Source organism: Natrinema gari JCM 14663, from assembly GCF_000337175.1.
GTDB classification, from domain to species: domain Archaea; phylum Halobacteriota; class Halobacteria; order Halobacteriales; family Natrialbaceae; genus Natrinema; species Natrinema gari.
On the sequence record NZ_AOIJ01000005.1, the window covers coordinates 1 to 11,868 of the forward strand.

General features: G+C 61.7%; 20 protein-coding genes. 16 read left to right on the forward strand and 4 right to left on the reverse strand.

Features of this window, described 5'->3' with window-relative positions; genetic code table 11:
- Nucleotides 1-106 precede the first annotated feature (106 nt).
- The gene (locus C486_RS00020) at nucleotides 107-418 is read right to left on the reverse strand and encodes a hypothetical protein (protein ID WP_008451492.1); all 312 of its coding nucleotides are present in this window, start codon (nucleotides 416-418) and stop codon (nucleotides 107-109) included.
- A 365-nt stretch (nucleotides 419-783) separates the two neighbouring features.
- Here C486_RS00020 and C486_RS00025 point away from each other — a divergent pair, with 365 nt between their 5' ends.
- The 10 genes from C486_RS00025 (at nucleotide 784) to C486_RS00075 (ending at nucleotide 6,595) form a co-directional block, all read left to right on the forward strand.
- Nucleotides 784-999 (forward strand): hypothetical protein, encoded by a 216-nt coding sequence (locus tag C486_RS00025; protein WP_008451495.1) that lies wholly within the window; start codon nucleotides 784-786, stop codon nucleotides 997-999.
- Between the two features lie 113 nt (nucleotides 1,000-1,112).
- Nucleotides 1,113-1,766, forward strand: coding sequence for a PD-(D/E)XK nuclease family protein (locus C486_RS00030; RefSeq protein WP_449289186.1), 654 nt, complete (start codon nucleotides 1,113-1,115; stop codon nucleotides 1,764-1,766).
- 118 nt (nucleotides 1,767-1,884) lie between these two features.
- Nucleotides 1,885-2,178, forward strand: a complete 294-nt coding sequence (locus C486_RS00035) for a hypothetical protein (RefSeq protein WP_008451498.1) — start codon at nucleotides 1,885-1,887, stop codon at nucleotides 2,176-2,178.
- A complete protein-coding gene (locus C486_RS00040) occupies nucleotides 2,175-2,663 on the forward strand; it encodes a hypothetical protein (RefSeq protein WP_008451500.1) in 489 nt (162 codons plus the stop codon). Before C486_RS00035 ends, C486_RS00040 begins: the two co-directional genes overlap by 4 nt.
- On the forward strand, nucleotides 2,660-3,181 hold the full coding sequence (locus tag C486_RS00045) for a DUF6884 domain-containing protein (protein ID WP_008451502.1): 522 nt from the start codon (nucleotides 2,660-2,662) through the stop codon (nucleotides 3,179-3,181). Before C486_RS00040 ends, C486_RS00045 begins: the two co-directional genes overlap by 4 nt.
- Before the next feature lie 2 nt (nucleotides 3,182-3,183).
- Complete coding sequence (locus C486_RS00050; protein ID WP_049909950.1) at nucleotides 3,184-3,903, forward strand: hypothetical protein; 720 nt, start codon at nucleotides 3,184-3,186, stop codon at nucleotides 3,901-3,903.
- Entirely contained in the window at nucleotides 3,900-4,586 is a 687-nt protein-coding gene (locus C486_RS00055) for a hypothetical protein (RefSeq protein WP_169316565.1), read from the forward strand. The genes C486_RS00050 and C486_RS00055 overlap by 4 nt, the downstream gene beginning before the upstream one ends.
- Before the next feature lie 89 nt (nucleotides 4,587-4,675).
- Nucleotides 4,676-5,107, forward strand: a complete 432-nt coding sequence (locus C486_RS00060; RefSeq protein ID WP_241432443.1) for a hypothetical protein — start codon at nucleotides 4,676-4,678, stop codon at nucleotides 5,105-5,107.
- Between the two features lie 148 nt (nucleotides 5,108-5,255).
- Nucleotides 5,256-5,774, forward strand: coding sequence for a hypothetical protein (locus C486_RS00065; RefSeq protein ID WP_008451509.1), 519 nt, complete (start codon nucleotides 5,256-5,258; stop codon nucleotides 5,772-5,774).
- 497 nt (nucleotides 5,775-6,271) lie between these two features.
- Nucleotides 6,272-6,595: a hypothetical protein gene (locus C486_RS00075; protein ID WP_008451513.1), complete on the forward strand. Its 324-nt coding sequence runs from the start codon at nucleotides 6,272-6,274 to the stop codon at nucleotides 6,593-6,595.
- A gap of 62 nt (nucleotides 6,596-6,657) precedes the next feature.
- Here the strand turns inward: C486_RS00075 and C486_RS00080 are convergent, their stop codons facing one another.
- Nucleotides 6,658-6,876: a hypothetical protein gene (locus C486_RS00080; RefSeq protein WP_008451514.1), complete on the reverse strand. Its 219-nt coding sequence runs from the start codon at nucleotides 6,874-6,876 to the stop codon at nucleotides 6,658-6,660.
- A gap of 320 nt (nucleotides 6,877-7,196) precedes the next feature.
- Here C486_RS00080 and C486_RS00085 point away from each other — a divergent pair, with 320 nt between their 5' ends.
- The 6 genes from C486_RS00085 (at nucleotide 7,197) to C486_RS00105 (ending at nucleotide 10,015) form a co-directional block, all read left to right on the forward strand.
- Nucleotides 7,197-7,565, forward strand: coding sequence for a hypothetical protein (locus C486_RS00085; RefSeq protein ID WP_008451517.1), 369 nt, complete (start codon nucleotides 7,197-7,199; stop codon nucleotides 7,563-7,565).
- A 48-nt stretch (nucleotides 7,566-7,613) separates the two neighbouring features.
- Complete coding sequence (locus C486_RS00090; protein ID WP_008451519.1) at nucleotides 7,614-8,600, forward strand: DNA adenine methylase; 987 nt, start codon at nucleotides 7,614-7,616, stop codon at nucleotides 8,598-8,600.
- A complete protein-coding gene (locus C486_RS21865; protein WP_008451521.1) occupies nucleotides 8,597-8,998 on the forward strand; it encodes a hypothetical protein in 402 nt (133 codons plus the stop codon). The genes C486_RS00090 and C486_RS21865 overlap by 4 nt, the downstream gene beginning before the upstream one ends.
- Nucleotides 8,995-9,186 carry a hypothetical protein gene (locus C486_RS20685; RefSeq protein WP_152419087.1) on the forward strand — a complete coding sequence of 64 codons (192 nt, stop codon included), beginning with the start codon at nucleotides 8,995-8,997 and terminating at the stop codon, nucleotides 9,184-9,186. Before C486_RS21865 ends, C486_RS20685 begins: the two co-directional genes overlap by 4 nt.
- Nucleotides 9,183-9,566, forward strand: coding sequence for a hypothetical protein (locus tag C486_RS00100; RefSeq protein WP_008451524.1), 384 nt, complete (start codon nucleotides 9,183-9,185; stop codon nucleotides 9,564-9,566). The genes C486_RS20685 and C486_RS00100 overlap by 4 nt, the downstream gene beginning before the upstream one ends.
- The gene (locus tag C486_RS00105; protein ID WP_193787462.1) at nucleotides 9,563-10,015 is read left to right on the forward strand and encodes a hypothetical protein; all 453 of its coding nucleotides are present in this window, start codon (nucleotides 9,563-9,565) and stop codon (nucleotides 10,013-10,015) included. Before C486_RS00100 ends, C486_RS00105 begins: the two co-directional genes overlap by 4 nt.
- Nucleotides 10,016-10,019: 4 nt before the next feature.
- Here the strand turns inward: C486_RS00105 and C486_RS00110 are convergent, their stop codons facing one another.
- Nucleotides 10,020-10,391, reverse strand: a complete 372-nt coding sequence (locus C486_RS00110) for a hypothetical protein (protein ID WP_008451527.1) — start codon at nucleotides 10,389-10,391, stop codon at nucleotides 10,020-10,022.
- Nucleotides 10,388-11,275 carry a ParA family protein gene (locus C486_RS00115; RefSeq protein WP_049909951.1) on the reverse strand — a complete coding sequence of 296 codons (888 nt, stop codon included), beginning with the start codon at nucleotides 11,273-11,275 and terminating at the stop codon, nucleotides 10,388-10,390. The genes C486_RS00110 and C486_RS00115 overlap by 4 nt, the downstream gene beginning before the upstream one ends.
- Nucleotides 11,276-11,868 lie beyond the last annotated feature (593 nt).

Sequence of the window (11,868 nt, forward strand, 5' to 3'; positions counted from 1 at the left end):
CTCGAGTCCCCTCCGCTACCCGATCCCTGTACACCCTATGCCGCTTTACGAAAATTGGAAATTTCGATGAACGCTACTTCCCTATCTCCGGCCTCGAGACGCCCGTCTACCGCGTTTCGAGGATCAACACGCGAACCTCGACAGCCTGCCGACTGCTACCGTCGGGCGTCTCCTCGATGCGCGTGTCGCTGTAGATACCGCTCATGCGGATCGGGTGATCCATGAGAACATCGTTGAACTCGTGGAACGCTTCAGAGTGTCGCAGCGACACACGGCCGCGAATGCGGCCGTTCTCATCGTGATTCACGTCGAACGATTCCACGCAGTCCGTACTTGCCAGCGCCGATTTCAGCGCTACGAGGTCTTCGATTGTTTCGCTGTACGACTCTGCCGTCAGATTCGATGGTTTGCCGTGCATCTGGGGAACACCGGGTAGCTCTCTGCCACCCAATCGTAACATGGTTACGATGTAGTATAAAGATACCGATTCAATCGCAAGACGGCAGCCGAATTTGGCCGCTCGAGAGGCGGGTTGAATCCAGCACTGGCGAACGGGAACTTTTTCACCATCCGTTGCGGAGTACCGACCGGCGGCGTCACACACCTGTTGTTGGGGAACACCGGGTTCATCGACGCCGCCGATTCTACCATTCTCGAGTGCCTACAGTGTCACTCCGGTAGTTTTATGATGTATCGTAACTATGTTACGGATAGGGTCGCAGTGACCCGGTGTTCCCCAATGATGGAACGATCCAATTCGAACGATACCGAGGTGCAGAAGGCATGAATATCGACTTTAGCAACATCGACAAGAACGTCCGACGGTACGCGCGAGCGGCACAGGAACACGGCTATCTCGATGAACCCGATCACGAGACGATGATCTGTGCGTGTGGCTACGAGGGGCCCCCCGAAGCGATTATCCGCTACTCCGAATGGGACGAGGCCGATCTCTCCGACTCGGACACGTTCATCTGCCCCGGATGTGGTGACGCATGAGCGACGCACAGCAAGCGGCCGAACCGGAATCGATCGACTTCGAGCGCGAACTACAGCTCGCCCTCGAGCGAGCGAACGACTCGGAGAGTCACGTCGAGCGCGACGCCGCAACGATGCACCCGTCGCAGATCGCTGCGTGCAAGCGACAGGCGTACCTCGGTAAACTCGGACTCAAGGACCACACCGACATCCTCGGAACGTTCCAAACTGGGACGCTGATTCACGAGTTTATCGAGGACTACGTCGGCGACCACGTCGATGCTGAATTTGAGAAAGCGGTCGAACTCGAGCGCGACGGCGTTCGGTTCGTCGGTCACACGGACTGCTACGATCCGGCTGCAAACGCCGTCTACGACTTCAAGTCCCGAAACGGGTGGTACCGCTTCGACCCGCCAAAAGACCGGCACCTCGATCAGATGCACGTCTACATGGCCGCAACGGGAGCGGAGTACGGGCAAGTGGTCTACGTCAACAAGGGCGACCTCGAAGTTCGGACGTGGCCCGAAGACGGCTTTTTCGAATTCGATCCCGAGCGCTTCGAGGCGATCGTCACGAAAGCGCAGCAGGTCCGCGACGCGGNTCGGACGTGGCCCGAAGACGGCTTTTTCGAATTCGATCCCGAGCGCTTCGAGGCGATCGTCACGAAAGCGCAGCAGGTCCGCGACGCGGTCCAAGACCACGGCATCGCCTCGAGCGAGGGCGAGGTGCCGTTCGACCGCTGTGGCTGTTTCCTCTGCGATAACGAGACGCTACAGTTCGGCGACTAACGCCGATCATCGATTTTGCGTTTTTCGCGCCGCTCGAGTAGGCTACTCAACAGTCTCCGGTATCTTTATGGTATATCGTAACTATCCTACGGTACGGGCAAACGCCCGGTGTTCCCCAATGCAACGACAGCCGACGACAGACAGACTCGAGATTGAACGCGGACAGACGTGGCGCTGTATCGAAGCGCGAGCCGACCCCGACGCGGTCCCCGACCCTCATACGGATGCGATGTGGGCCGACCACCCGCGCTTTACCGCCCTCGTCGACGACGTGACGGGCGGCATTGTGACCCTGACAGTCACCCACGGCAACGACCATCCGCGAGCCCCCGACTTCGGCGCGACCATCGTCAAGGCCGCCGCGAAGCTTCGCGAGCGCGACCGCTGGACGCTTCAGGAGGACAACCGATGAACGCCGACCAGACGACTCTCGAGGCGGTCGGCGACACGCCAGAGATCGGCGTCACGCTCGAGAAGCGAACGCACTACGCTCACACGCGCTACGCCGCGAGTGAGACCGCCGGCGTTATCTGGTACGATCCTCGCGACGGGCGAGAGAACTACGCCGTTCCCAACCCCACGCCAGAGGACGCGCTCGCGGTTGGCGAGGATACCATGACGAGGGTCAAAATCCGGCCCCACCGGCCGGCGTCGCATGGCGACCCAGCCGACCGCTATGTGGTCAACTATTCCGTCGTTCGGAAGGTCGAAATTGATACGACGACCGAGGGCTGGGTCGCTCCGAACCTCCCCGATACCTACGTCGATACACGGACCTACGGCGGCAGCGAAGTCTTCGACTCGCTCGAGGCCGCCCGTGAGTACTGCCGTGAGAACGTCCCCGGCTACGCCGACGCACCACGCAAAGACGCCGTCCGTGCTCGAGGTGAACGATGAACCGACCCACGGTCTGTACCGTCGTCTCCTGTGGCGAAACCAAACAGGACCTCCCGGCCGGCGAGACGGTCCCCGCTCGCGAACTCTACGACTCGAGCGTGCACCCCTGCAAGGACCGCTACGCCCGTCATTCCGAGGCCTACTACATCATGTCCGCCGAGTACGGACTGGTCCGTCACGACACGGAACTCGCGTACTACGACCGCTCGCTTGACGAACTCCCCGAGGCGGGCGTTCGGGCGTGGTCGCATGACGTCGCCCGCGACCTCGAGCGTGTGCTCTCCGACGGCGAGTTTGACGCCGTCGTGTTGATCGGCAGTGAGACCTACGTCGGGGCGCTGCGCTCGCACTTCGATCGGCTGCCGGCCGCCGTACTCACGCCGTGGCAGACCAACGACGACGTCACCGGCGTCGGTCGCGGGATGTCCTGGTGTAACGACGAGTCCCGCTGGCCCGAAAACATCGACTCGCTCGAGGAGATCGGCGAGGTCGTGTCGCCGGCCCCGCGGGAGGTGTGACTGTGCCCGAACCATCAACTCCCGACGGCTACGAGCTGCCCGCCGCGGTCAATGGCTGGCTGTACGACCCCGACGACCGGTCGAACGGGCTCGTCTTTCGCTCGCGCGAGCACGACTGTTCGGTCGGTATCTTCGATACGCTCTCCGCTGTCTCGGTGCGCGTCACCGACAGCCGCGTGGACGGCTTCGCATCGAACATCGAACTCGAGCGCCGGGAGTACGACCGTGACGACCGAGACGACGCACTGGCCGGCGCGCTCGACGCTGCGCGGGAATGGATGGACGACACCGATCCGTCGGCGTGGTCCCATCCTGACGTCTGCGAGGCCGTCTTCGACGCGCCCGCCGGCTACACGCTCGAGACGTACTATCTCGAGAATCGGGAGAGTATCGTCTACTACCGCCGTGACGACGCCGACGCGGGCACAGAGATCGACGTCCGCGGTGAGGGTCCCGAGGCGTTGACCCGCGAGAACGCGCCGTATCTGTACATCCACCAGTGGAACGGCAGCGGGAACGCGACCGTTGCACTCGCGCCGTGGACCGAAGCCCACGGCCCGAAGACGAAACATCCAGAGATCAAACCTGTCCTCGAGACGCCCGAGGAATGCGGACTCGAAGTTGCGTTGACGATGGCCCGCGAGGGGGTGCAGGAACATGACGGCCGGGCGATCGACGCCGATGCGGCGGGACAGGCGGCACTCTCGAGGTGGGAAGCGTGAGGCTCTACTACACCGGCGCGTCCCCTGATAACCTCCGGAAGGCCCGCGAGCACGCCCCATCGCACACGCACGGGGTCGGTTGGACCCCACAGAAGATGACGCCCCACGACGGCCCGTACTTCGTCGACAACGGCGCATACACCGATTCCTTCGACGCCGAGAAGTGGCTCGAGACGGTCGAACAGTCGTTGCTCGAAATGCCGACGGTACCGGATTTCATCGTCTTACCGGACGTGTACGGCGACGCCGGGGCAACGATCGACCGCCACCGGGAGTGGCTGTACGACCGGCCGCTCCCGCTGCGGTCCGGTGAACTTGCCCGCTATTGGGTGCTCCAGCCCGGCCGGCCGCTCGCAGAACAGTTCGACGCGATCGAAGGCTGTCAAGGTGTCTTCGTCGGTGGGCCAAAGCGGTGGAAACGCGCCCACGGCGAGCAAATCGTGGCCGAAGCCCGCGGGCGCGATCTCCGAGCCCACGTCGGAAATCCCGGCGGCGCGGACGGACTCGTCTGGGCCTACCGAACTGGGTTCGATAGCTGCGATACGACCACGATCTTCCAGAACGGATACTGGCACTACCTCGAGAAACTCGAGGAAGTGACCGAGGAGACCGGGTCTCCCGACCCCGAACCGGGCGATCCGGAGAGCGAGCAGGCAGCCCTGCGACGCTTCGAGACGGTATAGTCGCCCGTCGTCGACAGCTATTTATGCAATGTCGTAGCTATGTTACGATACAGGGCAAGCGCCCGGTGTTCCCCATGCAAGGATTAGCCATGACAGACCTACAATCGCGTTTCGAATGTGTCGCACAGCAAACGGCCCGCTACGAAGACGGGTCCGTCAGTGTCTCGATTAAGCGCGCGCTTGACGTGCTCGGACAGGCCGGCGTCGCGCAAGCCGTTCGGTTCGCCGAAACTGAGGACGGCTTTCTCGTCGGTGAGTTGGTCGGCAGCAAACTCGACGGGCGGGAGAATCCGATGGGCCGGAACATCAAGGATCCAGGTGGCGACCTTCGGGTCATGATCCCGCCCGCGGCGTTCGATCACCTCGAGATCGACAAAGAACAGGTCCGCGAGGGCAACGCCGATATCGACGTCTGGGTGTGTTCGGATCCCGACGTCGACCCATCGGTGATCGGGATTAGTCCACACATCCGTCAGGTTCACACCGTCGACCTCGAGCCACTCCTGGGGGATTCCGAATGAGTGACTCCGACAAGACCGAACAAAAATCCGTTCGGCTACACAGCGATTCGGAGCATACGCGAGAAAATCCAATGGAAGTGAAGTGTCCACACTGCGGAACCTGGAACAGCTCACACGATGTGGTTGTGAACGGTTGTGAGNGAGACCGATGGGTGAGACGATTCGGTTCACGCCGTTGCATCCGCAGGACTACGACTACATCGAGGTCGAGCGTAACTCCTACGGCACGGGCGTCAAGATCACCGACCCGGAGGGGCTCGAGGACGACGCGTCGGACACCCTCGTCGAACAGATGGACACCCGCGAGTACGTCGACCGCAGCGAGTATCCCGGTTGGGAGTGGTCGCTCCTACTCGGCTTTACGACCTACGGAGGGGGCAACGAGTCCGACGACCCATTCAGTGGCGCGGACTACCACAACGTGGCGAACACATCGCCAGCGGACATGGCCGATATATTCGCGACAGTCTCGGAGTACACCGAGCCCTTTGTCGTCTGGATGGGTGATATCGAAGGCTGGCCACATCCGGCACGGCTCGAGGGCGGCGACGGCGATTTCTTCCGCGTCGAAGCGGCCGACGGGGACATCGATGTCGAACGGCTGACGCCGGGGATCGTCGATCGAGAACCTGCTGGGTTCGGAGGGGAAACCAATGAGTGGCAATGAATCCATAAGCAGTACGGACCGATTCGTTTGTCCAGAATGTGGTAACGCCGATGAGAAGGATAGTTGGATATTTGTGGAAGATGATATTGATGTAGGCGTCATCCTACGTTGCCCCTTCTGCAAAGAGAGGGGGACACGCCGTTCACTACAGACGGACAAGGAGCGTGATTCCGAATGAGCCCGACCATCACTCTCGCACAGGAACAGGTCGATCGGACATCCCTTCGGCTACAGGAGNGTGGAATCTGCGACGTTACGGTCCTCGAGACGCTGGCCGATCTCCCCGACCTCGAGTACGGCCGCGGCGAGTTGCCCGACGAGGTCGCGATCGTCTGCCGAAAGTGTGACGACAAGATCGGCGACGGCGAAATGATGGGTGTGGCCTTCGGATCGTTCTACCACGACGGTTGCGTCCCGGACGTCTCCGAGGGACCACTGCCGCTCGCGCAGTATCTGGCCGGCGTTACGGACGGGACTCGCGGCCCGGAGGTCAGACGATGAGTGACAGCGCCCACGTCGGACCGATCGTCTTCGCCGACGCGATCGCCCGTGGACAGCTCGTCGAACACGGCGAGGTCGTCACCTTCCGCGTCGACGATCGCACGACCGGCGATACCTGGTGGCGCGAATCGCGACTCGGGGAAAAACAAGGCGACTGTCGCGTCGAACAGATCGCGGCGGTCGATCCCAGCGACGACGAGGCGCTCGCCCCCTACCGGGAACTCTCGGGTTTCGAGACGGTCGGCGACTGGCAAGACGCGATCCGAGAGTTGAACGGCGCGATGGACGAGGGCCACCTATATCGGGTGACGACAGTCTAAATCGTTTCAGTCCTCTTTTTCGAGCCACGCGTCCAGTTCCTCGAGCGCGCCGTCGGCGACGATCAACTCGTCGTATCGTAGTCGTTCAAGACCCCCAGCGCGGGCTTGCGTAACGTCACCAGATAGTGGGCGTCCGACAGTGCCACAGTCGTGCCGGTGACCGCACAGACAGCGCTCCCGTCGTGATTCGTTCCCCGCCGGGCGACCGTCGAGCCCTCCCACTCGGCGTCGCGATCGGGTGGGGAGCGACCACGAAAGCGTGCGGTTCGGGACTGGGACATATCCGACAGTCGGGACTCGAGGGGCGTAGTTCCATCGGCGTGAAAGCCAACGGCCCGGGAAAAGCCGCCTGCCCTGTCTTCCGGCCGGACTGTCAACCGGCCATGATGGTCGTCACTGTCGGCGGGCATATCCCTTGGGGCCGATTGCAGGGCTCGAGAGGTGAGGCTCTCGCCACCATCGATTCCATTGATTTCGGGGGGCTCGACCAGTCGAGGCCCGCGTCTGTCTGGATAACACTTATCCGTAAATTACACAAATAATTGAAATAGGATTCGGGCGGCTCGCATACACGAGCACGCCGGAATCACAGGATACGAGTATGAGTGTTGACCACCGACCGACGGAATCGAGCGGTGTCGAACAGCCCCCGCGGGATGACCCGCTGGCACGACTTTCGAGCGACGAGGTCCTCCGATGTCGCGACCCCAAGACCGGGTGGACGTGGTTCTACGCGCTCGAGCCGAACCCCGATCTCGAGCCCGAACCCAACACCGAATTGGCCCGGCTGCTGTGGCACCCCCGCGTCGACGGGCGGCCGGTCCCGGTGCGCTATCACGAACGCGACGGCTTCGAGCCCGAACTGGTCTCGCGGACCGATGTCGCCGAAGTCGTCGGAACCGAGTACATGCGCGTTGCGAGGGTTGGACAGCGTCACCTGAACCTGCGACGGGGTGGTGACGATGGGTGATGGTACGGCATCCTCGGGCGGAACTTATCGATCGGTGGGGGGGTCAACGTGGCGCTGAGTGTCTTCCCTTACGTCGGCGGAAAAACCCGACTGTCGAACTGGGTAATCGACCACATTCCCGACCACACGGTATACGTCGAACCGTTTGGCGGCTCCGCTGCCGTTCTACTCAACAAGGAACGGAGCAACGTCGAAGTGTACAACGACTTGGATGGCGATCTCGTCCAGTTCTTCGAGGTTGCTCGAGATCGTCCCGACGAGCTGCGCGAGTGGGTCCGTCGCACTCCTTACAGTGAGGAGCTACACAACAAATGGACTCGAGCGTTCTACTCCGGCGAGCGGCCGGACGATCCGATAGAACGGGCCGGTCGGTTCCTGTTCCTTCGTTACTCGCAGTTCGCGGGGAAGTACGAAGGACCGAGGGGATTCAAGCGCGATACTCCCCGGACCCGAGTCGGCGAGTCAAGAACGTGGCAGTCCGTCCCGGATCGCGTCGACGAGATTTGCGAGCGGCTTCAGGGCGTGTCAATCCAGAACCGGCACGTCGTCGACGTGATCGATCACTACGACGCACCCGACGTTGTATTCTACTTGGACCCGCCGTACTTGGACAAAGAGCACTCGTACCGGGTGGACGACTTCAGCCACGCGGAACTGGCGGGCGCGCTCGAGGGGATAGACGGCTATGCGATGGTCTCCTACACCGATCGGCCCGAAGGGCTGTATGAGGGATGGAACGAGGTAACTCGCGGCCACTACCACAAGTCGGGGACGGAGAAGGACGAGNCCTACACCGATCGGCCCGAAGGGCTGTATGAGGGATGGAACGAGGTAACTCGCGGCCACTACCACAAGTCGGGGACGGAGAAGGACGAGTCGGAGGAAAAGGTAACGGAGCGCCTGATAATGAACTTCGACCCGGCCGACGAACCGACGTTCGTCGACGGCGAGCAACAGACCTTAGTTGCAGCCACTGACGGCGGAAACGCCCGTACACCCCACACGGATACTGAACGATCGGAGAGCGAGCGATGAGTGACGGTGACCCACCCGCCGGCCCGTTCCACTACACCGGCCCGGAGGGGTTCGAAGCGTGGGGCTACCGCTTCCCGTCGGGATTCCTCATCCTCGAGTGGATTCCCGAAAGCGTTCCCGAAGACGAACAGACGATCTACAACGGCCCCCAGTCGGTCTACCACTCGTTTGCGGACTTCCGGGCGACGTGTACCGGCGAGATCGACTGGGGCCGAACGCCGCTCGAGGACGACCATGCACAGATTGAAATCTCGGAGCGCCAACGGGAGCGCTTCGATCAGATTCGAGAGGCGTGCAAGAACGAGCACATCCCAGCACCGAGCGACGAGAGTATGTTCAAATCGCTCATGGACGAGTGGGAGCGCGACATGCTCGCCCCGGAGCGTGATTCCGAATGAACGGGACTCGAGAGAAGCGGTGTGAGTGGTGTGCGCTCCCGCGGGGAGAGTGTCTTTGCGATTCGCCGCGGTTCAAATGGATGGACCAGTGCGACGACTGCGGGACGTGGCGCGACGTCGATCACGTTCACGTCGCTCCCGATCGGGACGGCGAGACAATCGTCTGTACCGGGAGGTGCCTGCCGTGACCAATCTCCGACTCCGCGACGAGACGGCCACCCACGACGGCGGGGCTGGAACGCGAACGCTCGTCTATGGCCTGCCAGCGCCGTGGCTACTCCACGGACTGTTTCGGTCCGACGCCTACGTCTCGCATACCGCTGGGAATGTAACGGTCGACGTGGCGCTCGCCGCCGGGACCGGCTACGCAACCGGGATGGTCGTTCCCACCGACGGCGTCCCGCGAGCAGAGCGGTCGTTTGAGGACTATTTCAGTGGCGGTCCGACACGGCCAGCCGACAAGGCCGCGGTGACGTTCCGAACAGATATCCACGACGCCGACGCCGTGATTCCGGCCGTCGAAACGGCAGCCGAGACGGGCAGCGAGATTCGAGGCGAGTCCAAATGAGCCCCCACAGACAACCCACAACTGCGCGCCAGCGCCTGGTCGAATCGTCTGGGACGCCCTTCGCCCCGTCGGCAGAGGTTCGCCCGGTCGTCGCCGTGATGGACGGTCGAAAGGGCAACGACGAGATCGAGCCGGCGGCGTGGCGACGGGCGCTCGAGGCGGCCGAGATAGCCGTCTACTTCGAACTCGCGGCCGACCACGAGTGGTGGCTCGCCTACGACAGCGAGGGCGAGTACGACGGCTACGACGGCCCGTTTCACCTGTGGTCGACCTACCCGACGGGCGGGTGGGACCACGTCAGGAACACGCGCCAGATGATGGACGCGAGTCTCGAGAACGTCTACGGCGAAGACGACCGCGATCGGGAGTGTGGGATTTATCGCTCCCGCGTGGTGTGTCTCGAGGACGCACCGAAGTTCGTTCAGCGAAAAATTAGCGACGGGGGCTGAACTGTTACTTCGACTGTCGCCGTTCCTCGAGCAGGATTTCAGCGACGCGTTCGGGTTCCTCGTTCGCCAGTTTGAGCACGGCATTGTGAACCTCCCGCGTTTCCTCGTCGACGACGTCCGCCTCCGCGAGTTTCGGTGCGATCGTCGTTCGCAAGTTCTTCTCGAATGCATCCCACTCGCTGGCACGAGCGTACAGCGGCTTCTGTCGTACCTCGCTGTATTCAAACGACGGGCCAGATTCACTCGGGTCTGTCTCTCCTGTCGGTTCGGCTGACGGCCTGCGGTCCGTTTCGGGTGTCGAATCGGAGACTGAACCCACTGCGGGCTCGTCATCGCGACCGTCGTCACTCTCGAGGTCATCAAACGGGTTGCTCATCGGCCACCCCCTCCGTTCGCGACGATGCTGGCGAGTTCCTCGTAGTATGGAATCTGGTCACTCTCCGGGTCGTAATCCTGCAGTGGCTGATTGTGCTGCAGCGATCGGGAGAGTGCCGAGCGATGTCGGATACCGGGTTTCGGCGTCGCGATCTCGCCGGCGTCGATTTGGTCGAACTCATCGGCCGTGATACGCGCGAACTCGGGGACGGCCTCTTGGAGTGGCTGGCCCGGATTCACTTCGTAGCTGGCCGTATTCAGATTCTCGAGTAGCTCGCGGTCTTCGGTCTGTTGGTCGATCCGATCGGAGAGCTTGTTCGGGATGACTGCGAGCACGTCGACATCGATGTACTCGCGTGCGGGCTCGATGAGTCGTTCCATCGTCCGCTTGTAGCCGCCGATCGCCCTCGAGCCGGGTTCGATCGGGATCATGACGTTGCCCGTCGCGACGAGGGCATTGTTGTTGAGCATCCCCGGATACGCCGGACAGTCGAACACAATGTAGTCGTACTCGTCACCGAGCAGCGGGTCGACAATCTTCGATTTGACCCGTGCGGACCCTTGCATCGCCCCTGCGAGGTCTTTCTCGACATCCTCGAGCGTGTTCGACGACGGCAAGAGATCGAAGCCGTACTCGGTCGGTTGAATGAGGTCGGCAGGCGTCGCCGCTCCCTCGAGAATTACGTCACCGAGGTTTACATCGCCCTGGTATGCATCCTCGAAGCCGAGGCCGTTAGTCGCGTGGCCGTTCGGGTCGAGATCGGCAAACAGGACATCGCCCCGCTCTGCGAGTTGGCGGGCAAGATTCATCGAGGTTGTGCTCTTTCCAACGCCGCCCTTGAGAATGACGACGCTAACCGCACGTGGGTCGTTCGTAGCTACCATATTGTGTGACTCCGCCCACTGCAGTAGGCACAATAGGTCCCTATTGTGCCGAGTACTGTTTCAGCAGGCGATGTAAGCATAATTCGGCAGGCCCTTAGTTCTACTGTAATAGGTGCAGTAGGAACCTTAGCTAAGGTAGCTACTGTAGCTATTTCACCTATTGGAGGTGAGGTATGTGCAGTAGGTACTCGAGAAAGTGTAGGAGTCACAGGCGGCAGAGCCGCCCCAGTTGATGCTGGTATTTGGCAGCCGGTTGAATCCGGCACTCAAGCGTACGACAGCGGCCGACAAAGGCGTTGTGTCAGGATAATATCGAACTACTCACGAGTAAGATAGTACTCTTTTGAGTAATACGGTAATAGTCGCCGCCCCATCCCGTAGCGGCGATTGTGCCTCTGACAAGCGACCGTCGCCGTGACGGCCTCGGTCGGGGACAACATGATCGGCCCGACAGGCCGGCAGACACGACAGTCCCGAATTGCTTTCGACTGTCGTAAAATAGGCATTGTGGCGGTCTTTAAGTACGATTCTAAACATCTGGGAATTAGGTAGAAGTTGATATCTATCGCCCCGAACAAGACAATGTCGTGTGC